Source organism: Pseudomonas cichorii, assembly GCF_003700275.1.
In the GTDB taxonomy this organism is placed as follows: domain Bacteria; phylum Pseudomonadota; class Gammaproteobacteria; order Pseudomonadales; family Pseudomonadaceae; genus Aquipseudomonas; species Aquipseudomonas cichorii_B.
In genome coordinates this window covers 77,198-100,817 of the sequence record NZ_RBRE01000089.1, presented here as the reverse complement: position 1 = coordinate 100,817, position 23,620 = coordinate 77,198, and the positions used below count along the sequence as shown (strand labels likewise).

Below are 23,620 nucleotides of genomic sequence, written 5' to 3'. Positions count from 1 at the left end.
TTAAATGTACGGTGCATTTTTGCAGCTGAGAAGTGGCTGCATTATTTTAAAAGGAATGATTATCTTACACTTGGAGTTAATGTTGTCTCTAACGTTATTGACTGCTGCGTGCGGATCATAAATACTATTTTTGCAAAATTTTGTAAGGTCAGTGGTGTTGTGGTTTCTAATAAGCTGTTGGAGGTTTTCTTGCTCAGTGTGTAACGGAATGTATGGGCTTTAGGGTGGGGATGTCTTCGTGAGTTAAAGTGATTTTTGAAGGTTTGAGAGATTTTATAGTGTATTCACTGGATGGAACGGGATATGAAGCGTTTTGGGGTGGCGTTGTTTTTATTTTTGGCTATTAGCTGCTCGGGCTTGAAGGCGAAAGAATTTACTTACTGGGATTCGGGGTCGAATGGAAGCATTTCTGTCTTTTCAAAGCCGTGGCAGGGGTGTGAGTATCTTGTTTATGAATATGCACCTTGGTTAGCGAAATCGTATGCTCCGCACTTCAATAGGTATAATGTTTCAGGTGCGTATGAGTGCTATCTTATGACGTCTGGAGGGTGGGAGCACCATTGGGGCACAATCTCTAAAGTGACAATTTCATGTGAGGGTGGTACCACTTTAAATTACATGACAGCTAAGTGTAGTTTTAATGGGCAAAAAGGTGCAGATGACGATGAGTTGTCGTGTAAAAGCCCTTCCATGAAAGTCGGTAACCCAATTGATGCAGCGACCGGCAATAAATTTCAATATGAAGAAGACTTTAGGGTTGGAGCTGCTAGTCCTATAATTGTCGGGCGTTATTACAATAGTATGGATGGACTCTGGAGGCATAGTTATTCAGCTGCTCTGAATGTGGGGGCGGATTTTGTGGTTCTAGCCCGTTCGGATGGCCGAGAATCTTTGTTTAAATTGGCTGATGGTAAGTATTCTTCTGCTACTGATCTGGGTTCACTGGTTGCGACTGAGGCAGGATGGACTTTCAAATCTTTGGATGGCTCGGTCATGAGCTTTTCCGTAAGTGGACAATTGACCAACATCGTCAGTCCTCAAGGCTTAGTGCACAACGTCTCGCGTGATAAATATAATGTCACGGTCATCGATGAGTTTGGCCAATCAGTAAAGTTTGCTGACGATATTCTTGGTCAGCTAAAAACGCTTGAGTCCGGCGACGCGAAAATACAGTACATATATCAAGCTCAGCGCTTGACCAGTCTTTTAAAAAATGTGAATGGAGCCACTTCAACTCGAAGCTACCACTATGAGGACGCTCGCAACGCCGGATTACTGACGGGGATTACCGATGAGCGCGGTGTTCGCTTTGCTACATGGTCTTATGATGATAGAGGCAGAGCCGTTAGTAGTCAGCACAGCGGTGGAGCAGGGCTGACCCAGATTGCTTACAATGCAGATGGTTCCAGTTCGGTAACCAATGAGTTAGGCAAAACTACGGTGTATCGTTATAAACAGATTGATGGCATTAAGAGAATCATTGCAATCGAAGGTGAGCCAACTCCAAATTGCCCCGCCAGTAACTCTACTTACACCTATAACTCCCAAGGTCAGATATCGACCAAAACTGACGCCAAAGGACTTGTCACAACCTATTCCTATAATACTCGTGGCCTTGAGGTCAGCCGTACTGAAGCAGCAGGAACTACTGTGGCTCGAACCACGTCAACAGAGTGGGACCCTGATCGATCGTTACCGATTAAAGTTATTGAGCCAAATCGTATCACTGCATATAGCTACGACAGTCAAGGGCGGGAACTCACTCGGCAGGTCACTTCCCGATGAATAATTATTATCTGAAGGAGTCTAGCATGTTTGCTTTTTCTTCGCGTCAACTGTGGCTTTGGGCTTAGGTGTTGGAGGGCGTGAACTCAGTCGGCAGGTTGTTAGAAACTGATTCTTCCAGCCATGATTTAATATGTTTTCTTAGAGGGGTGGTGAATGTTGTGGGGGCGGCGTTTTTTTGTTTGTCTTTTTTGTTTTTTTAGTAGTTGTTCTATAGCAGAGGTTCAAGACGTTATTTCAGAAATGGGGCCTTGGCGTTGGATTCATCATTATGATAATTTCGATAATGATGCAGATGCTGAGAAAGCGTGCAATGCTGTGATTTCTAGGCTTGGGTATATTAATCCTGGGTATGATCGTTGCTCTCGCTCTGTGTGGGCTCCTCCTTATAACTGGTATGCTGGTTATCTTTATGTTGGACATGATTTTCATTTCATTGAGTTTTATGTGCGTCAATGCGGTGAGGGGGCGATGTACAATGTCGCTACGGCAAAGTGTGGGAATGATGAGCAAAAAGGTGCTCCCCCACCCGAAAGCTGTGTTGGTAACCCCATTAGTTTGGCTGTTGGTAATAAATTCCAAGTGGAATTAGATTATAAAACGAACGGTGTCGGAGCGCCTGTATTTACTCGTGCCTACAATAGCTTAGATGGACTTTGGCGGCATAACTATTCCACATTTATCCGCTTTGCCATTGGCAAGTTATCTCTGGTTCATGCTGATGGTCGCGAGTCGTTCTTTAGTGTTGAGGGCGACATTGCCACTGCATACCCGACGGAAACCGGCTTGCTAGCCAAGACGGGGGATAATTGGCTCTATACCGCAGACAATAATGAACGCTTCACCTTTGATGCAAGCGGGCGTTTGATAGAGTGGATTGATGCAGTCGGACTCAGGCAGCAACTGGCTTATAGCAATGATCAGGTGACAGTGACCAGCGATAGCGGACAGTCACTGATATTTACCGAGGATACGCAACATCAACCCTTGAGCCTCGTGGCTCCCGGTTTACAGATCAATTATAGTTATGACAGTAACAAGCACCTTGTTCAACTGAGCCGTACGCGCGGTTCTCAGAAAGAGCAGAGACAGTTTCACTATGAGGATTCGCGCAATACAGGCCTGTTAACAGGCATTACAGATGAGCGTGGCGTTCGTTTTGCTACCTGGTCCTATGATGATCAAGGTCGAACAGTAAGTAGTCAGCACAGCGGTGGCGTAGGTTTGACTCAGGTGGCTTACAATACGGATGGTTCTCGTACGGTGACCAATGAGCTGGGTAAAACAACGATCTATCGTTACCAGCAGATCGGGGGCATCAAACGAGTTACTTCAATTGAAGGTGAGCCATCGCCGAACTGCCCGGCCAGCAACTCTAGTTACACCTACAATGAGCGCGCTCAAGTTCTGACCAAGACCGATGCAAAAGGGCTTGTAACGACTTATTCCTACAACTCCCGAGGGCTGCAAACCAGCCGTACCGAAGCAACCGGAACGACCGAGTCCCGTACCGTTACGACCGAGTGGGATCCTGATCGATTCTTGCCGACCAAGATCGTTGAGCCGAATCGCGTCACGGTATACAGCTATGACAACCAAGGGCGGGAACTCACTCGACAGGTCACTTCCCGATGAATAATTATTATCTGAAGGCCCCTAGCATGTTTGCTTCCTCTTTGCGTCAACTGATAGCGGGCCTTGCATGCGCATTGTTTTTATCTCATGTCAGTGCAAGTACTATCAGCCACACTTATACACCTTCTGGACAGATCGCCAGTGTTGATGGTGCCCGCAATGATGTCAGTGACATTACTTCGTATGCATATGGCCCTCAAGGCAACCTTACGACTGTCATCAATGCGCTTGGTCATGTTTATACCCTTGGTGATTTCGACAGTCATGGCAATCCGCAGGTTGTAACCGACCCTAATGGAGTAGCAACAACACTTGGTTATACCCCGCAAGGATGGCTTGCCAGCCGAACAGTTGACTCATCGACCACGCAGTACACCTATAATGAAGTCGGCGATATTCTGCAAATCACCATGCCTGATGGTAATTGGATCAAGTACAGCTATGATGACGCGCGACGTCTGATTGGGGTGAAGAATCAGCTTGGTGAAGGCATTAGCTATACGCTTGATCCGATGGGAAACCGTACTTCGGAAACTATAGCTGATAGTAGTGGCGCTATTGTCCACCTTCAGCAACGAGTCTTCGACGAGTTGGGACGCTTGATCAAGGCGGTGGGTGCTGATAACCAAACCCGGCGTTATGATTACGACCTGAATGACAATCAGGCTGGCTCTACCACTGCGCGTGATCACAAAACGCAGCAAGCTTTCGATGCCCTGAATCGTCTCAGTAAGATTGTTGATCCCCAGCAGGGCGTTACTGCCTTGAGTTACAACCCTGATGATAAGGTCACACAAGTTGTCGATCCGCGTGGCGTAACGACACGATATACCTATGACAGTCAAGGCAATCAGACCAGCAGCATAAGTACAGATTCCGGCACCAGTACTTTCGCTTATGATGAAGCCAACAACCTCATTCGCAGTACCGATGCTCGTGGGGTGGTAACCGACTATAAGTATGACGCGCTGAATCGCTTAGTCAGCAAAAGCTATCCTGCTACTCCTGCGCTTGATATCAAATTTCTCTATGACCAGACCGCTAATGGAAATTACGGTATTGGCCGCCGTACCGGTATTCAGGACAGCGCAGGTGTATTGACGTACACATACGATGCCAAAGGTAATCTCGTCAACCAGCACCGTTCGGTAGGGGTTAACGCTGGGGATTACTACGAAAATTTAAGTTATGGCTATGATGCGGCCAGTAATCTCATTGCGATCGGTTACCCATCAAATATAGGTTTAACTTACACCCGTAATAGCGCAGCCCAAGTCACAGGTATCAAACTGACGCTTGGAAGTAGAACAGTCACTCTTGCCAAAAACATTGCCTATCAGCCTTTTGGCCCGGTTAAGTCGCTGACCTGGGGTAATGGTGTCGTACTGTCGAGGGCTTATGATCAGGACTACCAACTGACGCAACAGCAAGTCGGGAATTGGCAAGCACGCTATCGATATGATGCAGACAGTAATATTGCCGAGGCCACCCATAGCCTTTGGGGGGCGGTGCAATACGAATATGATGCTTTGGGGCGTTTGACTCAGGAACAGACCAATAGCGTCAGGAAAAGCTACAGCTTCGACGCCACCGGCAACCGGACTCAGCGTACCACCAGCAACCTGAGCAGTGGCGAGGCCAGCGAAACCCAGTCCCTGACGTATGCCAATGACAGCAATCGATTGGTCAGCCTCAATGGTTCTACACTGGCTACCGACTTGGTCGGCAATCACACTCAACTCAATGGTCGACGCTATACCTATGATGCTCTAGGGCGTCTTAGCCAAGTCCATCAAGCCAGCATTTATCAAGTCGCCGAGTACAAGTATAACGCTCTGGGTCAGCGCATCACCAAGCGTACTTTTGAGATGGGGAGCCAGGTGCTCCTAGGCACGACAGCCTATTTGTACGACCTGAGCGGCAAACTTATTGGTCAGACGTTTTTCGATTCTAACGGTCTGAAAACCAGCGGCCAATACTGGTTCTGGCTGGATGACATGCCTCTTGCCCAGTTGACGGTCAATTTCTCGACGTTGGGAGACGTGAGCAGCAGCAAACTAATCTATCTGCATACTGATCACCTGAATACACCACGAATGGCTACTGACAGTACACAGGCCTTGCTGTGGCGCTGGAATAGCGATGCTTATGGCGTGGGAGCGCCTGAAGAGGATGTGGACGGCGATGGGAAGGTGACCACCGTAGCGCTCCGGTTTCCAGGGCAGATCTATGATGCGCAGACCCGCCTGAACTACAACTATTTCCGCGATTATGATTCCGAGACTGGACGGTACATCCAGAGCGATCCGATTGGGCTTGGTGGAGGACTCAATACTTACAGTTATGCTCTTGGCAATCCACTTAGGTATTTTGATCCTAAAGGTACTGTTGCTCTTGCTCTTCCAGGTGCTGAAATTGGAGCAACGTGGGGTACGTTAGTATGCCCTGGTCCTGGCACTATTGTTGGCGGAGTTTTAGGTGGTGCGATAGGGGCCGGACTAGGTGTTTTTGCTCTTGAGAAAATGTTTAATAATTCCTATGAGGATCAGCCAGATGAAAATAATCTAGATAAGATCAAAGGAAATAAAGAAGCTAATGATGTGGCCCAAGAGGCTGGCTATGATGATGCTCATGATGCAAAGAAAGGTCGAGGTGATTCAAAAGTGAATATTTATAATGATAAGACCACAGGCCGAAAGTGGATTTGGGACGGGAAGAGAGGGTCGGGGAAGGAAATTCTATGAATGCGTTGAATAAAAGAAAAAAAATGGTGTCTTTGACTTTTCGTGGTTTTGATATGCCCGCCGCTCAGGTCATTGAACTGGTGGGCCTGAAATCATCTCGGTTTGGAAACAAGGGCGAGCATGTGAAGCCTGGTGTCAGGGCGTTGTTAGCACGTTCTTATGTGGTTTTTTCTCTGGAGTTTTCGGAGGATTTTGATATGTGCGAAATGATTCCAGAGTTCATTTCTCATATTGGTGGTCTGGATCATGTTCTAAAGGTTCAGGGTGCGGTTAAACCTGAATTTACGGAATTTAATTTGGATTTGCCCGTCATGTCGTCGGATGATGTTCAGGATGGTTATCTGTCAAAAGAGACGATTTCAGATGTTTTTTACCTGCAGTCAACGGTATCTTTTAGTTATTTTTAAACCGTTGAACAGCCAGTTGAATTCCTAGACATTAAGAATGAAGGGTGCATCATGGCAAAGGCTCCAGAAATTATTCGGGAGCCCAGAATAACGCCTCAGATTCACGGTTAGAGTGTGTGTGGTGGATCGCTTACGTTGGAGCGTGAGTCTATGGTTTCAAAGGGTGGGGTTTTTATACTTAAAATTAATGTTTTCTGACTTGGAGTGCAGGAGCGTGGCTATACTCCGTCGGTAGTTAAGGAAGCTATAAAAATGGTACTGGTGCGCCAAGATAAATCAAGTGCACGGTTATGATGATAATTCTAATAAAGCTAATTTGGTAGTTGACTTTCAAGGTGGAACCATCATTACCATAATGCTTGGAGGTAGGTAAGGTGAGTGCTCGCATGCAGTCCGCATTGTATGAGCATGTGCGGGAGGCCGTTCATAAGCAATGGGGTCCTATTGGTATTGCAGCCTATTCGGAAGAGATGGGTGAGTATGATGCATATATTCCGGGTTTATGTAAGCTTGTTGAGAGTAAGGCTGACAGAGAAATGCTTATAGAATACTTGTGGTCCGTAGAAACTATTATTATGGGGTTAAGCGGAGATCGACCTCAAACGGAAAGATTTGCAGATCAGTTTTTGGCTCTATAGTGCGGGCTGGTTGATTTACGTGGAAAAAGCGCGATGACCTGCGAAAAATTTGTAGCGCCCTGCACTATAATCGATCTTGTTGAAGATTTTTAGGCGCGACAAATAGGGTGGCGCTTGAGCGAGCATACGGATGATGGTCCCCCTAAATGCTCAAAAGCTCCGTCACCGGCAACCGATTGGTCGTCTTCATCTCGCGCAATGAAAGGTTCGAGCGAATGCTCGATACGCCTGGAAGTTTTCGCAGGACTTTTTCAACGAAGCGGCTGTAGCTGTCCAGGTCTTTGGCGACAACTTGAAGCAGGAAGTCCGCCTCGCCGGTTGTGTTGTGGCAACTGAGCACTTGTGGGGCTGCCTCGATGATTTTTTCAAACCTGGCTGTGGCTTCCTCGCTGTGATCGGTGCAGGAAATCTGTACAAAAGCCATCACGCCAAGCCCCAGTTTCTTGCGGTTCAGGATTGCCTGATAGCCCTCGATCACTCCGCATTCTTCAAGACGTTTCTGCTTTCGCCAGCAGGAGGCTTCGCTGAGGGAAAGCTGTTCCGCAAGTTTGACATTCGACAGCCTACCGTTGCGCTGCAGTCGCTCCGAGATTGCAATATCTACCTTGTCCAGAGCGTCGGTCATGATGGGGTCTTTCATTTCTGATAGTTAAATGAAGGTTAATTTCAAATATTGCACTTCGTCAATTGCAGCTTGAAAGGTAATTTCACGCTGTTCATTCATAATTGTTGCGCGATTCAGCTGATTCTTTTCGTTGCAGTGCCTGTTCAGGCGGAGGTGTTTCATGAAAGCCGTAGTCTACGAAGCCTTTTCCCTGCCGCCGCGTCTCATGACCGTCGAAGATCCGACTCCGGAGGCGCATGGCGTGGTCATTCAGGTGCAGGGCACGGGTGTCTGTCGCAGTGACTGGCACGGCTGGAAGGGGCATGATCCGGACATTCAGCTACCGCATGTGCCAGGGCATGAACTCGCTGGCATCGTGGCCGAGGTTGGCAGGGATGTCAGCAAGTGGAAGGCCGGTGATCGCGTGACCGTGCCGTTTGTGGGCGGTTGTGGTGCTTGCCCGGAGTGCAATAGCGGCAACCAGCAAGTCTGTCACACCCAGTTTCAGCCGGGTTTCACTCACTGGGGTTCCTTCGCTGAATATGTGGGTATCCACAAGGCAGACCTGAATCTGGTCGCGCTTCCCGAGAGCATGGACTTCGCAACGGCGGCCAGTCTGGGTTGTCGTTTTGTCACTTCGTTCCGGGCGGTTGTCGATCAGGGCAAGGTCACAGCCGGTCAGTGGGTTGCTGTTCATGGCTGTGGGGGTGTTGGCCTGTCAGCGGTCATGATTGCTCATGCACTGGGCGCCAACGTCATCGCCATCGATATCTCGGACGATAAACTCGAACTGGCCCGTTCGCTCGGTGCCGTTGCGACAGTTAATGCCAACCGCGTGGCGGACGTCACCGAGGCCGTCCTGGAAATCACCAGGGGCGGAGCCCACGTTTCGCTGGATGCGTTGGGCCATCCGAGCACTTGTTTCAACTCCATCAATAACCTGCGCCGTCGTGGCCGGCACGTTCAGGTTGGCCTGATGCTCGCTGATCACGCCAGGCCGGCGATTCCGATGAGCAAGGTCATCGCGTATGAGCTGGAGATCTACGGTAGCCACGGGATGCAAGCGCATCGCTATGACGCCATGATCGAGATGATCAACTCCGGCAAGTTGGCCCCGGAAAAACTTGTCGGCAAAACCATCAGCCTTGAGCAGTCGATCGATGCGCTGGTGAACATGGATAAGTTCGAGACAGCGGGTGTCACCGTTGTCACCGTGTTTTGATCCATGAAACGCTACTTCTCGGGCAAAACCTCAAAGCTCATGGATCGTAGCTCTTCAACCGGTAACAGAAATCGCCCGATAACTGGCAGATGATTGGAGATCAGCAGCGTGTCGTCGCGGCGAACCCGGGCTTCGATGCGCTTCAGGCCCGGGCTATGGAACAGGTAGTCGAGAGTTCGGTCCGGGCCGCTGACTCGGGTGTCATTGGGAAAGTGGGTCAGCCATCTGTTGCGCTCGATGCCGCTGGCCTCGGCATTGTTGGGGATCATCGTGTATTTGTCCCACAGCGCATGCAGTTCGCTGTCCGGGTTGTAGCGGGCTTGCTGTTCGGCGGGCAGGCGCTGGTACTGGCCCAGCGGCAGCAGGTTGAAGTCGCCGCCGATCAGCCAGGGAGTGCCGCTGCTTTCAAGGGTATCGAGCAGTTTGCCGGTGACCTGTATCTGGCGTTGCAAGGTGTCGTCGCCTTGAGCCGGTGTGCTCAGGTGGGTGTTGATGATCGCCACTTGTCCGCCATCGCGTAATGGCAGGTAACTCACCAGCAAGGCATTCCTGGGGTTGAACTGGCGGCTGATGAGGTTGGCTTCAGGCACCGGCAGTTGCAGGCGTTCGGCGTGATCGATGCGATAGCGGCTGAGACTCGCCAGTTTCATGCCGACACTGCCGCGGATGTGCAGGTCCGGTACGAAGTCGGCCTTCCAGTAGAACGCTTGCGTGCTGCAGGGATACAGGTCCGTCACGCGCTCCTGAAGCAGGGCCAGCTGGTTCTGGTAATCGGTGTTCTTGGCGCCATCGCTGACTTCCTGCAGCAGCACGATATCCGGTAGTTCGTCACGAATGACCCGCGCCACTTCATCGAGGTTGTAGGCGATGTCTTCATGCGTCGGGCGTTCGTCCTGGCCGCTGCCATCGGCCATGTCATACCAGAACACATAGCGCTTGCCTGCCAGGTACTGAATGTTCCAGGTCATGACTTTCAGCGCCTGGCCCGGCACCAGCGGTGGCGCCTGGGAGGTGCAAAGGGCTGTGACCGGTTCCCGGTCTTCCGGGCGCCAGGTCAGGCTGTAGACCATGGCCAGCACCAGGCCGGTCAGCAGCAGGGCTATGAGTGTCAGGCGCAAGAGAAAACGGGGCATCGGCTCGGCTTGGAGCGCAGCGCGCTCAGTAGCGGGTTCGCGAACGAGCATAGCCGAGCTGCCAGTCCTTGGCAGCCGTTTCGTGCCTTACGCCTTGTTTTCAGGCTCGCTGATCAGCATGAACAGACGGAACATCACGATGCTGGTGAGCAGTTGCAGGAAGCTGCCAAGGCTGTCGAGCAGCAGCGATACCGCTGGGCCCTGCGGGTCCGGGAACAGGTAAAGGCCAACGCCTTCCAGAAAATATAGAGGCATGTACACGGACAGAACGCACAGCAGGATGCGCACGAAATGGCCGTTGGTCATGTGCATGCTTTCGCGCATGGCCATGAAGGGCGTCAGCTTGCGTAATACCAGCAGGTACTCGGAGAACGCCAGCTTGATCATCACCCACAGGCCCGGCAGCACGAACAGCGACAGCCCGAACAGGATCAGCAGCGTGCTGATGGCCGACAACACCGCGAAAGTCGGCCACAGGCGCAAGGCCATGGCCAACAGGTCACGTGTCTGGGGCGTTTCGCCGCGTGTGCGGGCATCGAGAAACAGGATCAATGCTCCGGTATAGAGTGGGTAGAACAGCAAGGCGATCAGGAGTTCGTAAGCGAAGGTAGCGTTGGCCCCCAGCGAATTGCTCAGGGCCTGTTTGGCCAGGGCTTCAAGCACCACCAGCGGCAGGCACAACACCAGGATGCTTCCCAGGTTACGCCGGAAGAAATACAGCGAGTCCTGAATAACGTTCAACGGATTCATGGGGATAGGTCGCAGGCAAAAAGCAGGTCGACACTTTAGCCGATGCCTTTTGGCGAACCAAGGGCGACGGCGATGAAGGCCGGGCTTTGTTAACTTTTTGTTCATCTGGTTGAACAGGGCATGTGCAGCCCCATTACCTTGTTGAAGTCCATTCATTCGACTGGACGAACGTTTTTAACGGCAATCCAGCGAGGTCGCCATGAACAGCGAAGAGCAAACCCTGATCGACGAACTTTTCTTCAGGCTGAAAAGTGCCGAAACAGCCTCAACCCCGCGTGACGCCGGGGCTGAAGCGCGGATCAAGGAGCATCTCAGTCGCCAGCCTGCGGCGCCTTATTACATGGCGCAGGCGATTCTGGTTCAGGAAGCGGCAGTCAACCAGTTGAATCAACAGCTCAAGCAACGTGACGAGCAGATTCAGCAACTGCAGGCCGAGCTTCAACAGGCCAAAGGCCAGGCTGCATCGGCCCCGGCCAGCGGCGGTTTCCTGTCGAGTATCTTTGGCGGCAGCCCGTCGCGTGCTCCGCAACCCCAGGCCCAGCCTGCACCGGCTTCTTCCGGTGGCTGGCGCGATGGTGCGGGTTTCAATCCACCACCGGCGCAGCCCGGCAATTATGCCTCTGCACCGGCTGCACCCAGAGGCAGTGGTTTTCTCGGCGGTGCCTTGCAAACCGCAGCCGGAGTCGCGGGGGGCGTGATGCTGGCGCAAGGCATCAGCAGCCTGTTTGGTCATCACAGCCAGCCTGAGGAGATTGTCGAGGTTATCCACGACCAGCCGGTTCAGAACACGGATTCAGGCGGTTGGGGGCAGCAGGATCAGCAGTACATGGCCGATGACAGTTATGGCGATGGCGGCGACATGTTCTCGGATGATGATTCGTTTGTCTGAGCAGGCATTGCCTTATTCCCGGTAGGACCGGATTTATCCGGGAAGGCGTTCTTTCTGGCGACACAGATGGTGTGAATGCATAGGGTTTTTCGCGAATGAATTCTTTCTTGCCGCTGTGTATTTTGTTGCCTGTAATGAAGCTGTCGCCAGCCAGCTCACGCCCACAGGGTGAGTATCTACCGGGCAATTCATTCGCGAAGCCCAAGCCACAGCCTCTCTCATGGCATACTGCTGCACCGGCTGACGAATAGTCTGCGTCATGAGGAGTTACGGTGAAAAAGATCGCTGTGTTCGCCGATGTACAGAACCTCTATTACACCGTGCGTCAGGCGCATGGGTGTCACTTCAATTACGCCGCACTGTGGGCGGATATCAGCAAGCGTGGGCAAATCGTCCAGGCATTTGCCTACGCCATCGATCGCGGCGACAGCAAGCAGCAGCAGTTTCAGCAGATCCTTCGCAACCTGGGTTTCACCGTCAAGCTCAAGCCGTACATCCAGCGCAGCGACGGTTCGGCCAAGGGCGACTGGGATGTGGGGATCACCATCGATATCATGGACGTCGCGCCGCAGGTGGATGAAGTGGTCCTGGCGTCCGGCGACGGGGATTTCGATCTGTTGCTCGAGCGCATCATCAACAAGCATGGTGTCGAGGCCGTAGCCTATGGCGTTCCGGGGCTGACGGCCAATTCGCTGATTCGGGCCGCCAGTCGTTATGTGCCTATCGAAGGCGCGCTGTTGCTGAAGTGATTGTCATTTTTTAAGGATGTAACCCAGTGCTGGAACGTATCGCAGTCATTGACTTTGAAACCACCGGAATCTCGCCTGGCCATAACTGCCGGGCCACCGAGATTGCGGTAGTGATCATGGAGCAGGGGCGTATCGTCGACCGCTATCAGAGCCTGATGAACGCCGGCGTGCGTATTCCAGCCTTTATCGAAGGCCTGACCGGAATCAGCAACAACATGATCCGCACCGCGCCCTCGGCCGAGCGGGTGATGAACGATGTCTGTGATTTTGTCGGTGTGACGCCTCTGGTGGCGCACAACGCTTCGTTCGACCAGAAATTCTGGGACTATGAACTGTCACGCATTCAGCGCCAGCGTGAACAAAGCTTTGCCTGTTCGATGCTGTTGGCGCGCCGCCTGATGCCGGGCGCGCCCAACCACAAGCTCGGCACCCTCACCAGTTATGCTCGCCTGCCCAATACCGGCAAGGCTCACCGGGCCATGGCCGATGCCGAAATGGCCGCCAACCTGACGGCATACCTGACCAACGAGCTGCGCCAGACCCACGGTATCGCCGGGGTTTCCCATCAGTTGCTGTGCAGCCTGCAAAAAGTCCCCGCTGCAAAAATCAGTGAAGCGCTCAAGCGTCAGCGTGGTTTTTAGCCTTTAAAGGTACAGTCCTGCATTAGCCTCATACGGGCAGTCATAACAACAACTTCACAGAGCCTGACATGCCAGCTTCCCGTCGCTTCCCCTTGTTACTCATCGGTGCCTTTGTGGCCCTGTACCTGATCTGGGGCTCTACCTATCTGTTTATCCGCATCGGAGTGGAATCCTGGCCGCCGTTGATGTTGGCGGGAGTGCGTTTCACGCTGGCGGGCAGCCTGATGTATGGCTTTCTGAGGTTTCGCGGTGTGCCGGCACCGAGCTTGAAGGAGTGGAAATCTGCCGTGGCCATCGGTTTTCTGCTGCTGGCCTGTGGCAATGGCGGCGTGACACTGGCCGAGCATGCTGGCGTAGCTTCAGGTATTGCCGCGCTGGCGGTTGCGACCGTGCCGCTGTTTACCTTGTTGTTCGGCCTGTTGTGGGGCAATCGGACCACCCGTCTGGAATGGGCCGGGATCTTTCTCGGGCTGTTCGGCATTGCCTTGCTCAACCTGGGCTCCAACCTGCAGGCCAGCCCTTATGGCGCGGCGCTGCTGGTGTTTGCCGCAGCGGCATGGGCATTCGGTTCGGTATGGAGCAAACACTTGTCCCTGCCAGCCGGGCCGATGGCCAGTGCTGCGCAGATGATCGCCGCTGGCGGCATGTTGCTGCTGGGCAGTGTCCTGAGTGGCGAGCGCATGCTGCATATGCCCAGCGCTGCCGGTTGGGGCGCACTGGCTTATCTGGTGGTGTTCGGTTCGATCATCGGCTTCAGTGCCTATATCTACCTGCTCAAGAATGTGCGCCCGGCGGCGGCGACCAGCTATGCCTACGTCAACCCGGCGGTCGCGGTAATGCTGGGCGTGTTGTTTGCCGGAGAAACCATCCACTTTGAAGAGTGCCTGGCGATGCTGGTCATTATCAGTGCCGTGGTGTTGATTGGCCTGCCGCAATGGCGCAAGCCGAAGCAACAAGAGGCCGGATCGACACGCGCGAGCTAACCTGTGTGAGCCGGACAGGGTAAACTGCGCGCCTTGCAGTGAATTCCCCTACGGTATCCCCATGACATTCGCCTCTCTCGGCCTGATCGAACCCTTGCTGCGTGCCCTCGATGCACTCGGCTACCAGACCCCGACGCCTGTTCAGGCACAGGCGATTCCTCCAGTGCTGGCCGGTCGTGACCTGATGGCCGCCGCCCAGACCGGCACCGGCAAGACCGCCGGTTTTGCCTTGCCGCTGTTGCAGCGCCTGACCATGGAAGGCCCGAAGGTCGCGCCCAATTCGGTGCGTGCCCTGGTTCTGGCTCCGACCCGCGAGCTGGCCGAGCAGGTACACGAAAGCATCCGCCAATACGCCGAGCACCTGCCGTTGAGCACTTATGCGGTCTATGGCGGGGTGAGCATCAATCCGCAGATGATGAAGCTGCGCAAGGGCGTTGATGTACTGGTCGCCACGCCTGGCCGCCTGCTGGATCTGCATCGCCAGAATGCGGTCAAGTTCTCGCAGTTGCAGACCCTGATCCTCGATGAAGCCGATCGCATGCTCGATCTGGGCTTTGCCGAAGAACTGCGCGGTATCTACGCAGCGTTGCCCAAGCGTCGCCAGACCTTGCTGTTCTCGGCCACCTTCTCCGACGAGATCCGCCTGCTGGCCTCGCAGATGCTCGATGACCCGCTGAGCATTGAAGTCAGCCCGCGCAATGTGGCGGCGTCTTCGGTCAAGCAGTGGGTGGTGCCGGTGGACAAGAAGCGCAAGAGCGAGCTGTTCATCCATCTGCTGAAAAAGCAGCGCTGGAGCCAGGTGCTGGTATTCGCCAAGACCCGTGTCGGTGTCGATCAACTGGTCGAGCGCCTGCAAGGCCTGGGTATCAACGCCGATGGCATCCATGGCGACAAGCCGCAAGCCACCCGTCAGCGAGCCCTGGATCGTTTCAAGGCCAGTGAAGTGCAGATTCTGGTAGCCACCGATGTGGCTGCTCGCGGCCTGGATATCGATGATCTGCCGACCGTGGTCAATCTGGACCTGCCTATCGTGGCCGAGGATTACATCCACCGCATCGGGCGTACCGGTCGTGCCGGCTTGACCGGTGAAGCGATCTCGCTGGTTTGCGCGGATGAAGTGGAACTGCTGTCGGCGATTGAAGTGCTGACCCGCCAGACGCTGGTGCGCAAGGAAGAGCAGGATTTCGAGCCTGAACATCGCGTGCCGACCACCGACGCCAGCGGGCAGATCCTCAAGAAACCCAAGAAACCGAAAAAGCCCAAGGTTTCAGGCAGCAAGCGCAACCTGGGAAAATGGGTCGACAGCGGTGATTCGGAGCCGGTGGCGCCAGTGGTCAAGCCGGTGCGTAAAGTCCCGGTTTTCAATACCGGGCCGCGCAAGAAGAAGCCTTGATGAGCACCCGGTAGGTAGCGAATTCATTCGCGAATAAGCGGATCGCTGGCCGATTCGCTGCCACCGGCCAGCCACTCAAGAATCCCCGATCCGGCCGCTCGACCGCTGGCAAAGCATGCGGTCAGCAGATAGCCGCCGGTCGGTGCTTCCCAGTCCAGCATCTCGCCGGCACAGAACACGCCGGGCAGTTGCCTGAGCATCAAGCGTTCGTCCATACCCTCGAAGGTCACGCCGCCTGCGGTGCTGATCGCTTCATCGATGGGGCGCGGCTTGATCAGGGTCAGCGGCAGGGTCTTGATGGCCTGGCTCAGCAGAGCCGGGTCGACAAAGGCATCACGGCTCGCCAGTTCACGCAATAAAGCGGCCTTGACGCCGTCCAGCCCCAACTGGCTGTGCAGATGTTTCGACATCGAGCGTGAGCCGCGAGGCTTGCTCAGGGCCTTGTGCACATCGCCATGGCTCTTGCCCGGTAGCAGGTCGATCTGCACCGTCGCCGAGCCGGTCAGATTGATCTGTTCACGAATCTGCGCCGAGAGCGCATAAATCAGGCTGCCTTCGATACCGGTTTCCGTCAGCACGCATTCGCCCAGTCGCGGCGTCTGGTCATGCAGGCCGATGGCAATATTCTTCAGCGGCGCCCCGGCGAACTTGCTGCGCAGCAACTCGCTCCAGGCCGGGACTTCAAAGCCACAGTTGGCCGCCTGCAACGGCGCGACCTCGATACCGCGTTCCCGCAACCTGGGCAGCCAGGCGCCATCTGAGCCGAGGCGCGCCCAACTTGCGCCTCCCAGGGCCAGCAGCACGGCATCGGGTTTGATGGCCTGCTCGCCATCGGGATGAGCGATGCGCAGGCTGTTATCGGCATTCCAGCCCAGCCAGCGATGCCGGGTATGGATCGCCACGCCGTTGTCGCGCAGTCGTTTCAGCCAGGCGCGCAACAGCGGGGCGGCCTTCATGTCAGTGGGAAATACCCGCCCCGAACTGCCCACGAAAGTCTGGATACCCAGCCCGTGAATCCAGTCGCACAACGCATTCGCATTGAAGTTGCGCAGCAGAGGAGCAATGCACGGCGCACGCTCGGCATAGCGCGACAGAAATGCAGGGTAAGGTTCCGAGTGAGTGATATTCATCCCGCCGACGCCCGCCAGCAGAAACTTGCGGCCCACCGATGGCATGGCGTCATACAGATCGACCCTGATCCCGGCCTGGCTCAAAACCTCGGCTGCCATCAGTCCCGCAGGGCCGCCTCCGATAATGGCGACGGATGATGGGGTGGGGGATTTTGAATCGGTCATGGCAAACGGATTGTCGATGATGGGAGGCCGGCATTCTACCCGAGATTCGGAGGCAGGCCTGATTTCGCGATGGGCCTTGGGGGCACTATGTTGTATGACAATGTATGGTTATGTACTGCGCGTTCTTTTTGGAGATCATCAGGTCCACTATGTCTATACGTCGTCCCTGCATCATCCCTTATCGTGTTTGCGATGGCCGATTGCAGATATTGCGTATTTTCCACACCCGCCGTCTGCCAGCGTCCCGCTGGTAGGCAATGTATCAACTCAGTCCCATCTCCTGCCAAACCCGTTGCGCACTGTGATGCAGTATCCCGTGTCGACGCGCCAGCGCCTGGCGGTCCTTGCTGTAGCCGCCGCCGATCACGCCCATCACTGGAATGTCGCGGCCCAGACAGTGGCGCATGACAGCTTCGTCGCGTGCCGCGAGGCCTTCATCGGTCAGTCGCAGGTAGCCCAGGGCATCGTCCTTGTGCACATCGACTCCGGCGTCATACAGCACCAGATCCGGCTGGTAGATCGGCAGCAGGTAGTTGAGCAGGTCGTCGACCACTTTCAGGTAATCCGCATCGCCCATGCCCATGGGCAGCGGGATGTCCCAGTCGCTCCGGGCCTTGCGGGCCGGGAAGTTCTTTTCGCAATGCAGTGAGACGGTAATCGCGTCGTCGGTATCGGCGAGGATGCGTGCGGTGCCGTCACCCTGATGTACGTCGCAGTCGAAGATCAGCACTTTATTTACCCGGCCGCTGTCCAGCAGGTAATGGCTGATGACGGCCAGGTCGTTGAAGATGCAGAAACCGGCCGGGTAATCGTAGTGCGCGTGGTGGGTGCCGCCTGCCAGATGGCAGGCCAGACCATGCTCCAGCGCCTGCTCGGCAGTCAGCAGAGAGCCGCCCACGGCGCGAATGGTGCGTCGCGCCAGGTCTTCGCTCCAGGGCAGGCCCAGTCGGCGCTGATCTTCTCTCGACAGATCTCCGCTCATGTAGCGCTGAATGTAAGAAGGGTCATGAGCCAGTGCCAGAATGTCGGCCGGGCACAGTTGCGGGCGCAGCAGTTGAGAATCGCGGACCATGCCGCTCTCGACCAGGTGATCGCGCAGCAGGCGAAACTTGTCCATGGGAAAGCGATGCTCAGCCGGGAAGGCAGGGCTGTAGTCATCATGATAGATAAGCGGCAGGGACATTTTGCGTCCGGTCTGGGGTCGAAGCCGGATAGTGCCAGTAATGCAGGGCGTCGCACAGTAACCTTGCGTGACGACAGGCTACACTGGCGCAATCATTTGCGTGGTTACAGGGAGGAATCGATGGAGCCGATACTCAAACTCGACAGCGCGCGGCTGCTGATGCGGCAATGGCGTGATGATGACCTGCCCACGTTCGCCGCCATGTGCGCGGATCCGCAGGTCATGCGCTACTTTCCCGAGCCTTTGAGCCGCCTGGAAAGTGCTGCGATGATCGGGCGCATGCGTGGCCATTTCGCGGAGCTGGGCTTTGGCCTCTGGGCGCTTGAGCGCAAGGACAATGGCGCATTTATCGGCTTTACCGGCCTCGGGGTGGTGGGTTTCGATGCACATTTCACCCCGGCGGTGGAAATCGGCTGGCGGCTGGCGCGTGAGCATTGGGGGCTGGGGTTTGCCAGCGAGGCGGCATGGACCGTTCTGGGCTGCGGCTTCGAGCGTCTGGGGCTGGATGAAATCGTGTCGTTCACGGCGGTGAGCAATGAACCTTCGCAGAAGGTGATGCAGGCCATTGGTATGCAGCACAAGGTTCCGGATGACTTCGATCATCCCAATCTCCCGGAAGGACATCCGCTCAAGCCGCATGTGCTGTACCGGATCAATCGTGAACAGTGGCTCAACACGCTTAAACCTTGATTAAGCGGTCGCGTTAAATTCTGTATCATTTCACTCCTGTCGCGCAGGCCTTGCGTGTGCGGGTATGTTTTGTGCGAGGAGTCATGAATGAGCCAAGTGTTGGATGATCTGGTCGAGCTGCTGACGCTGGAACCTATCGAGGAAAATCTTTTTCGCGGCCGCAGCCAGGACCTTGGCTTTCGCCAGCTGTTTGGCGGGCAAGTGCTGGGACAGTCGCTGTCGGCTGCCAGCCAGACCGTGGAAGAGGATCGGCACGTTCACTCCCTGCACGGTTATTTCCTGCGTCCTGGCGATGCCGGTCTGCCGGTGGTCTATCAGGTCGATCGCGTGCGCGACGGCGGCAGCTTCAGCACCCGGCGCGTGACGGCGATCCAGAAGGGCAAGCCGATTTTCACCTGCAGCGCATCCTTCCAGTATGACGAAGAGGGTTTCGAGCACCAGACCGCGATGCCGCAGATCGTTGGCCCGGAGAACCTGCCTTCGGAGCTGGAGCTTCTGACTCAGCGTGCGCACCTGATTCCCGATGCGATGCGCGACAAGTTCCTGTGTCCCAAGCCGATCCAGTTCCGTCCGGTCACCGCCGAAGACCCTTACAACCCGAAGCCCGGCGAGCCGGTCAAATATGTCTGGTTCCGCGCCGATGGCACCTTGAAGGATGTCCCTGCGCTGCATAAATACATGCTGGCCTATGCCTCGGACTTCAATCTGCTGACCACCTCGTTGTTGCCCCATGGCAAGACCGTCTGGCAGCGGGACATGCAGGTCGCCAGCCTGGATCACTCGCTGTGGTTCCACAACGACCTGCGCGCCGATGACTGGCTGCTGTACGCCATGGACAGCCCGTGGGCAGGCAATTCCCGCGGTTTCTCGCGTGGCAGCATCTTCAATCGTGCCGGGCAACTGGTCGCCTCGGTCAGCCAGGAAGGCCTGATCCGTCATCGCAAGGACTGGTCATGAGCCTGAAGGATATTCCCAACTGGGTGTTCGACATGGACGGCACCCTGACCATTGCCGTGCATGACTTTGCGGCGATCAAGCGCGCGCTGGATATTCCGCTGGAGGACGACATCCTTGGTCATCTGGCGGCATTGCCGGCGGATATCTCGGCCGCCAAGCATGCCTGGCTGCTGGAGCACGAGCGCGAACTGGCGCTGACCTCACGTGCGGCGCAAGGCGCTGTCGAACTGGTGCGGGAACTGGCCGGACGCGGTTATCGCCTGGGCATCCTGACCCGTAATGCCCGGGAACTGGCCTATATCACCCTTGAGGCGATTGGCCTGGCGGACTGCTTTGCAATCGAGGATGTACTGGGCCGCGACGAAGCGACACCCAAGCCCGATCCTGCCGGCCTGCTGAAGCTGGCGAGTGCCTGGGACGTGGAACCGGCGCAGATGGTGATGATCGGCGATTATCGCCACGACCTCGATTGCGGTCGGGCGGCGGGTGCCAGGACAGTACTGGTCAACCTGCCCGAAAACCCGTGGCCCGAGCTGACTGACTGGCATGTCGCCGATTGCACAGCCTTGCGAGAAATGTTGCTGGCGCCCCTGTAGGAGCCAATTCATTCGCGAAAAGACTCTTCGCGGATAAATCCGCTCCTACAGGTCTGCTCAAAACGGCTTGAACAACACCGCCTGACCTTCAGGCGAAGTGAAGATTGCGTCACCGCTGTGTCCGACTTTCGGCACGATGACCAGATGCTGGTTCAGCCCTTCGGGGTGGCGTTTCTGCAGGTATTTGAAGTAGTTCTGTCCGCGCACCAGCCGGGTCGGGCCCTGGGCCTGTGCCGCGCAGGTCTTGTCCAGCGCCGGGTGGTTGCTGTCGGTGTCCAGTTCGCCCAGCAGATAAGTGATATCGCGTTTTACGTAAGCCTTCTCGATATCCGCCGGCTTTTCCTTGCCGGAGTAGAACGGCATCTTCTTCAGCCCGTATTTCCAGTCGTCGAAGTTGGGACAGCTTTGCGCGGAAACCACTTCAGGGCGTTCGGCATCGAAATAGGCGTAAGACGACGGGTTGGCGACCACGTAGCGCAGTTTCACGCCTTCACGGTTCAGCAGCGCATCTTCCTTGCCGCCAATCATCGCGTAACGCTGCACCACCTGGGCGCCACCGGAATGGCCGGCGATGACGATTTCCTTGAGGTTGGGGAACAGCTTGCTGTCGCTCAGACGCTTGAGGATGTGGTCGATGACGATAAACGAGCTGATCGGCTTGGGATTGACTGCCGTGGCGCCTTCCATCCAGTTGTCCTGATGCCAGCGCAGGATCGAATCGGACAGGTGGTGGGCAACGATATCCTTTTCATCCAGAAACTGCGGGGCGATCAGCAGGGTCTTGCTGCGCTCCTTGGACTGGTTGGCGGCTCGCTCGATACTGCGCAGGTAAGTCTGCGCATTGCGCAGGCGGCCATGCAGCACGATGACCACGCGCTCGATCCGCGGCTTGGGATGCACCCATTCCTGGCTCAGCCCCAGCGTGGCCTGGCTGCCATTGATGGTCAGGCGATCCGGGCTGATCGATTTAACCGCTTGATCCTCGGCATGAGCGCCAAGGCTCGCGAAGGCAGTGCTTAACAACAGGACCAGAAGCGGTTTAATCATGTGTTCAGAGACTCTTGGCGGCGAATGTATCGCATTGGTTGATTTGGCCTTGGGCAAAGCCGGTCTTGAACCAGCGTACTCGCTGGGCGGACGTTCCATGGGTGAATGAGTCCGGGACAACCCGGCCACGGCTTTGCTGCTGCAAGCGATCGTCGCCAATGGCGTTTGCCGCATTCAGTGCCTCTTCAATATCACCCGGTTCAAGCCAGTTCAAACGCTTTTGTGCGTTGTAGGCCCAAACCCCCGCAAGACAGTCAGCCTGCAATTCCTGACGGACCAGCAAGCCGTTGTTGCCTTCCATGCGCTGACCGCTCTGGCGAGCGGCCTGGACCTTGGCGGAGATGCCCAGCAGGGTCTGCACGTGATGGCCGACTTCATGGGCAATCACGTAAGCCTGGGCGAAATCACCGGCAGCCGAGAAGCGCTGGGACATCTCGCGGAAAAACTCCAGGTCCAGATAGACCTGCTGATCGGCCGGGCAATAGAAGGGGCCTGTCGCGGACGTCGCAAAACCGCAGGCGGAGTTTACCTGACCACGGAACAGAACCAGAACCGGGTCTTTGTATTGGCGACCGTTCTGGGCAAAGACCGCCCGCCAGGTGTCTTCGGTATCGCCCAGCACGCTGCGCACGAACTCGGCCTGTTGATCGTTGGCGGGCGGCGCCTGACGGGTTTGCTGGCTGACCTGAGGGCTTTGCCGGGTCATTTCCCCGGTGAGCTGCCCCAGAATCTGCATCGGGTCCTGGCCCGTCAACAAACCGAAGGCGACGATAATCACTATGCCGCCCAGGCTGAGGCCCTTGCCGCCGATGCGCATACCGCCACCGCCGCTACTGCCATCGCGGGCATCGACTACGTTGTCGCTGCGTCGGCCTTTTTTCCACAGCATTGCGCAACCCTCCGCTGAACTCTAGAGAGTGTTGTTGGTGATACAGCAGTGCGCCAGTCCGGCGGTCCATTTGTATGGATTCACGCGCTGTCACACTGTCTGACGAGATTTTGCCTGTTGCTCGTTCTCGACTTCGGGCGGCGAGGCATCGGCAAAGCGATTGACCTGCCGCAAGCTCTTGAAGCCGACCATCCAGGCGCCAACCACTCCCAGCGTACACATGCCGCCCATGATCGCTGCGGGAATCGCGCCGATCAGCGATGCGCTGGTGCCGGCCCGGAATTCACCCAGTTCGTTGGACGAGCCAATGAACAGCATGTTGACGGCATTGACCCGCCCGCGCATGGCATCCGGCGTCGAGAACTGCACCAGCGCTGAACGAATATAGACGCTGACCATATCGGCCGCGCCGGCAATCAGCAGGGCAATACAGGACAGCCAGAACAGGGTCGACAGGGCAAACACCAGATTCGCCACACCGAAGACACCCACGGCGAGGAACATGGTCATGCCGACATTGCGATCCATGGGTCGTATGCTCAGGTAGACGCCGGTCGCCAGTTCGCCAAGGCTCATTGACGCGCGCAGCACTCCAAGGCCTTGGGGCCCGAGATGCAGGACCTCGTGGGCATAGATCGGCAATAGCGCCACTACGCCACCGAGCAATACCGCGAACAGGTCCAGGGAAATGGTGCCCAGAATGATCGGTCGCGAGCGAATGAAGGCGATGCCGGCAGTGAAGCGCTGCCAGGCGCCGTCACCCAGATCCACCGGCTTGCCGGCAAAAGGGGTTGCGACGCGACTCAGGCACAGAATGCCGATGAGAAATGAAGCCACGCAGGTCGAATAGGTCAGCTCGGCACCGCCCAGCGCATACAGGCCGCCACCGATCAGCGGCCCGGCCACCGTGGAGCAGCGCATGATGACGCTGTTGGTGGCGATGGCCGAAGCGAGCTTTTCACGCGGCACGATCTGCGGTAGCAGGCTTTGCAGCGCAGGTCCGGTGAATGCCCGGGCACAGCCATAAAGCATGAGCGCGCCGTAGATCAGACGCAGGTCTTGCAGGTTGAACAGCGAAAACAGCAAGAGAATCAGCCCGCACAACGCCTGTACTGCCCAACTGATGCTCAGGATCAGCTTGCGGTTGTAGCGGTCGATCAGATCCCCGGCGGGCATGAGCAGCAGCAACATGGGGATGAACTGTGCAAGGCCGACATAGGCCAGCGCCATGGGCTCGCGGGTCATGTCATAGACCTGCCAGGCCACGACTACGGCCTGGATCTGCATGGCGAACACTGCCAGCAGTCGTGCGAGGATGAAATTGACGAAGCCTGGCTCTCGGGTCAGCCTGATTGACGATGCGGGGGATTCAGAACTCAAGACAGATATC

The 23,620-nt window shown here is 55.8% G+C and carries 21 protein-coding genes; 13 read left to right on the top strand and 8 right to left on the bottom strand.

Going from position 1 to position 23,620, the window contains the following annotated elements; genetic code table 11:
* Positions 1–303: 303 nt before the first annotated feature.
* The 4 genes from ALQ04_RS23650 (at position 304) to ALQ04_RS23635 (ending at position 6,571) form a co-directional block, all read left to right on the top strand.
* The gene (locus ALQ04_RS23650) at positions 304–1,785 is read left to right on the top strand and encodes a DUF6531 domain-containing protein (RefSeq protein ID WP_259645081.1); all 1,482 of its coding nucleotides are present in this window, start codon (positions 304–306) and stop codon (positions 1,783–1,785) included.
* A 156-nt stretch (positions 1,786–1,941) separates the two neighbouring features.
* Positions 1,942–3,420 carry a DUF6531 domain-containing protein gene (locus ALQ04_RS23645; RefSeq protein ID WP_122318139.1) on the top strand — a complete coding sequence of 493 codons (1,479 nt, stop codon included), beginning with the start codon at positions 1,942–1,944 and terminating at the stop codon, positions 3,418–3,420.
* A complete protein-coding gene (locus tag ALQ04_RS23640) occupies positions 3,417–6,164 on the top strand; it encodes an RHS repeat-associated core domain-containing protein (protein WP_183142261.1) in 2,748 nt (915 codons plus the stop codon). The genes ALQ04_RS23645 and ALQ04_RS23640 overlap by 4 nt, the downstream gene beginning before the upstream one ends.
* Positions 6,161–6,571, top strand: a complete 411-nt coding sequence (locus tag ALQ04_RS23635; RefSeq protein ID WP_122318138.1) for a hypothetical protein — start codon at positions 6,161–6,163, stop codon at positions 6,569–6,571. Before ALQ04_RS23640 ends, ALQ04_RS23635 begins: the two co-directional genes overlap by 4 nt.
* A gap of 780 nt (positions 6,572–7,351) precedes the next feature.
* On the opposite strand, the gene ALQ04_RS23625 is transcribed toward ALQ04_RS23635, so the two are convergent.
* On the bottom strand, positions 7,352–7,834 hold the full coding sequence (locus ALQ04_RS23625) for an Lrp/AsnC family transcriptional regulator (RefSeq protein WP_122318136.1): 483 nt from the start codon (positions 7,832–7,834) through the stop codon (positions 7,352–7,354).
* 160 nt (positions 7,835–7,994) lie between these two features.
* On the opposite strand from ALQ04_RS23625, the gene ALQ04_RS23620 reads away from it, so the two are divergent.
* Positions 7,995–9,035 carry a zinc-dependent alcohol dehydrogenase family protein gene (locus ALQ04_RS23620; protein WP_122318135.1) on the top strand — a complete coding sequence of 347 codons (1,041 nt, stop codon included), beginning with the start codon at positions 7,995–7,997 and terminating at the stop codon, positions 9,033–9,035.
* A gap of 11 nt (positions 9,036–9,046) precedes the next feature.
* On the opposite strand, the gene ALQ04_RS23615 is transcribed toward ALQ04_RS23620, so the two are convergent.
* Together ALQ04_RS23615 and ALQ04_RS23610 are read right to left on the bottom strand one after the other, a co-directional pair.
* Positions 9,047–10,219: an endonuclease/exonuclease/phosphatase family protein gene (locus ALQ04_RS23615; protein ID WP_122318134.1), complete on the bottom strand. Its 1,173-nt coding sequence runs from the start codon at positions 10,217–10,219 to the stop codon at positions 9,047–9,049.
* 36 nt (positions 10,220–10,255) lie between these two features.
* Entirely contained in the window at positions 10,256–10,918 is a 663-nt protein-coding gene (locus tag ALQ04_RS23610; RefSeq protein WP_122318133.1) for a YciC family protein, read from the bottom strand.
* A gap of 199 nt (positions 10,919–11,117) precedes the next feature.
* Here ALQ04_RS23610 and ALQ04_RS23605 point away from each other — a divergent pair, with 199 nt between their 5' ends.
* The 5 genes from ALQ04_RS23605 to ALQ04_RS23585 all read left to right on the top strand — a co-directional run bounded on the left by ALQ04_RS23605 (position 11,118) and on the right by ALQ04_RS23585 (position 15,573).
* Positions 11,118–11,807 (top strand): DUF2076 domain-containing protein, encoded by a 690-nt coding sequence (locus ALQ04_RS23605; RefSeq protein WP_122318132.1) that lies wholly within the window; start codon positions 11,118–11,120, stop codon positions 11,805–11,807.
* Between the two features lie 272 nt (positions 11,808–12,079).
* Positions 12,080–12,556 carry an NYN domain-containing protein gene (locus ALQ04_RS23600; RefSeq protein WP_122318131.1) on the top strand — a complete coding sequence of 159 codons (477 nt, stop codon included), beginning with the start codon at positions 12,080–12,082 and terminating at the stop codon, positions 12,554–12,556.
* A 29-nt stretch (positions 12,557–12,585) separates the two neighbouring features.
* On the top strand, positions 12,586–13,197 hold the full coding sequence (locus ALQ04_RS23595) for a PolC-type DNA polymerase III (protein WP_183142265.1): 612 nt from the start codon (positions 12,586–12,588) through the stop codon (positions 13,195–13,197).
* 68 nt (positions 13,198–13,265) lie between these two features.
* Complete coding sequence (yedA, locus tag ALQ04_RS23590) at positions 13,266–14,180, top strand: drug/metabolite exporter YedA (protein WP_122318129.1); 915 nt, start codon at positions 13,266–13,268, stop codon at positions 14,178–14,180.
* 61 nt (positions 14,181–14,241) lie between these two features.
* The gene (locus ALQ04_RS23585) at positions 14,242–15,573 is read left to right on the top strand and encodes a DEAD/DEAH box helicase (protein WP_122318128.1); all 1,332 of its coding nucleotides are present in this window, start codon (positions 14,242–14,244) and stop codon (positions 15,571–15,573) included.
* Between the two features lie 23 nt (positions 15,574–15,596).
* Here the strand turns inward: ALQ04_RS23585 and ALQ04_RS23580 are convergent, their stop codons facing one another.
* Both ALQ04_RS23580 and ALQ04_RS23570 read right to left on the bottom strand, forming a co-directional pair.
* Positions 15,597–16,868, bottom strand: a complete 1,272-nt coding sequence (locus ALQ04_RS23580; protein WP_122318127.1) for a TIGR03862 family flavoprotein — start codon at positions 16,866–16,868, stop codon at positions 15,597–15,599.
* A 262-nt stretch (positions 16,869–17,130) separates the two neighbouring features.
* Positions 17,131–18,051 (bottom strand): histone deacetylase, encoded by a 921-nt coding sequence (locus tag ALQ04_RS23570; protein WP_122318126.1) that lies wholly within the window; start codon positions 18,049–18,051, stop codon positions 17,131–17,133.
* A 120-nt stretch (positions 18,052–18,171) separates the two neighbouring features.
* Here ALQ04_RS23570 and ALQ04_RS23565 point away from each other — a divergent pair, with 120 nt between their 5' ends.
* The 3 genes from ALQ04_RS23565 to ALQ04_RS23555 all read left to right on the top strand — a co-directional run bounded on the left by ALQ04_RS23565 (position 18,172) and on the right by ALQ04_RS23555 (position 20,294).
* Positions 18,172–18,741 (top strand): GNAT family N-acetyltransferase, encoded by a 570-nt coding sequence (locus tag ALQ04_RS23565; RefSeq protein WP_122318125.1) that lies wholly within the window; start codon positions 18,172–18,174, stop codon positions 18,739–18,741.
* 87 nt (positions 18,742–18,828) lie between these two features.
* Positions 18,829–19,698 carry an acyl-CoA thioesterase II gene (gene tesB / locus ALQ04_RS23560; protein ID WP_122318124.1) on the top strand — a complete coding sequence of 290 codons (870 nt, stop codon included), beginning with the start codon at positions 18,829–18,831 and terminating at the stop codon, positions 19,696–19,698.
* Positions 19,695–20,294 carry an HAD family hydrolase gene (locus ALQ04_RS23555; RefSeq protein WP_122318123.1) on the top strand — a complete coding sequence of 200 codons (600 nt, stop codon included), beginning with the start codon at positions 19,695–19,697 and terminating at the stop codon, positions 20,292–20,294. The genes tesB and ALQ04_RS23555 overlap by 4 nt, the downstream gene beginning before the upstream one ends.
* A 57-nt stretch (positions 20,295–20,351) precedes the next feature.
* Here ALQ04_RS23555 and ALQ04_RS23550 read toward each other — a convergent pair whose 3' ends face one another.
* The 3 genes from ALQ04_RS23550 to ALQ04_RS23540 all read right to left on the bottom strand — a co-directional run bounded on the left by ALQ04_RS23550 (position 20,352) and on the right by ALQ04_RS23540 (position 23,610).
* Positions 20,352–21,341 (bottom strand): alpha/beta hydrolase, encoded by a 990-nt coding sequence (locus tag ALQ04_RS23550; RefSeq protein ID WP_122318122.1) that lies wholly within the window; start codon positions 21,339–21,341, stop codon positions 20,352–20,354.
* Positions 21,342–21,345: 4 nt separating this feature from the next.
* Positions 21,346–22,230, bottom strand: a complete 885-nt coding sequence (locus ALQ04_RS23545; RefSeq protein WP_122318121.1) for a neutral zinc metallopeptidase — start codon at positions 22,228–22,230, stop codon at positions 21,346–21,348.
* Between the two features lie 90 nt (positions 22,231–22,320).
* Positions 22,321–23,610 carry an MFS transporter gene (locus ALQ04_RS23540; protein ID WP_122318120.1) on the bottom strand — a complete coding sequence of 430 codons (1,290 nt, stop codon included), beginning with the start codon at positions 23,608–23,610 and terminating at the stop codon, positions 22,321–22,323.
* Between the last annotated feature and the right edge of the window lie 10 nt (positions 23,611–23,620).

Bases quoted from the DNA above. Each gene is read 5' to 3' on its own strand.
- ALQ04_RS23650 (WP_259645081.1), top strand. From the start codon at position 304: ATGAAGCGTTTTGGGGTGGCGTTGTTTTTATTTTTGGCTATTAGCTGC.
- ALQ04_RS23645 (WP_122318139.1), top strand. From the start codon at position 1,942: ATGTTGTGGGGGCGGCGTTTTTTTGTTTGTCTTTTTTGTTTTTTTAGT.
- ALQ04_RS23640 (WP_183142261.1), top strand. From the start codon at position 3,417: ATGAATAATTATTATCTGAAGGCCCCTAGCATGTTTGCTTCCTCTTTG.
- ALQ04_RS23635 (WP_122318138.1), top strand. From the start codon at position 6,161: ATGAATGCGTTGAATAAAAGAAAAAAAATGGTGTCTTTGACTTTTCGT.
- ALQ04_RS23625 (WP_122318136.1), bottom strand. From the start codon at position 7,834: ATGACCGACGCTCTGGACAAGGTAGATATTGCAATCTCGGAGCGACTG.
- ALQ04_RS23620 (WP_122318135.1), top strand. From the start codon at position 7,995: ATGAAAGCCGTAGTCTACGAAGCCTTTTCCCTGCCGCCGCGTCTCATG.
- ALQ04_RS23615 (WP_122318134.1), bottom strand. From the start codon at position 10,219: ATGCTCGTTCGCGAACCCGCTACTGAGCGCGCTGCGCTCCAAGCCGAG.
- ALQ04_RS23610 (WP_122318133.1), bottom strand. From the start codon at position 10,918: ATGAATCCGTTGAACGTTATTCAGGACTCGCTGTATTTCTTCCGGCGT.
- ALQ04_RS23605 (WP_122318132.1), top strand. From the start codon at position 11,118: ATGAACAGCGAAGAGCAAACCCTGATCGACGAACTTTTCTTCAGGCTG.
- yedA (WP_122318129.1), top strand. From the start codon at position 13,266: ATGCCAGCTTCCCGTCGCTTCCCCTTGTTACTCATCGGTGCCTTTGTG.
- ALQ04_RS23585 (WP_122318128.1), top strand. From the start codon at position 14,242: ATGACATTCGCCTCTCTCGGCCTGATCGAACCCTTGCTGCGTGCCCTC.
- ALQ04_RS23580 (WP_122318127.1), bottom strand. From the start codon at position 16,868: ATGACCGATTCAAAATCCCCCACCCCATCATCCGTCGCCATTATCGGA.
- ALQ04_RS23570 (WP_122318126.1), bottom strand. From the start codon at position 18,051: ATGTCCCTGCCGCTTATCTATCATGATGACTACAGCCCTGCCTTCCCG.
- ALQ04_RS23565 (WP_122318125.1), top strand. From the start codon at position 18,172: ATGGAGCCGATACTCAAACTCGACAGCGCGCGGCTGCTGATGCGGCAA.
- tesB (WP_122318124.1), top strand. From the start codon at position 18,829: ATGAGCCAAGTGTTGGATGATCTGGTCGAGCTGCTGACGCTGGAACCT.
- ALQ04_RS23555 (WP_122318123.1), top strand. From the start codon at position 19,695: ATGAGCCTGAAGGATATTCCCAACTGGGTGTTCGACATGGACGGCACC.
- ALQ04_RS23550 (WP_122318122.1), bottom strand. From the start codon at position 21,341: ATGATTAAACCGCTTCTGGTCCTGTTGTTAAGCACTGCCTTCGCGAGC.
- ALQ04_RS23545 (WP_122318121.1), bottom strand. From the start codon at position 22,230: ATGCTGTGGAAAAAAGGCCGACGCAGCGACAACGTAGTCGATGCCCGC.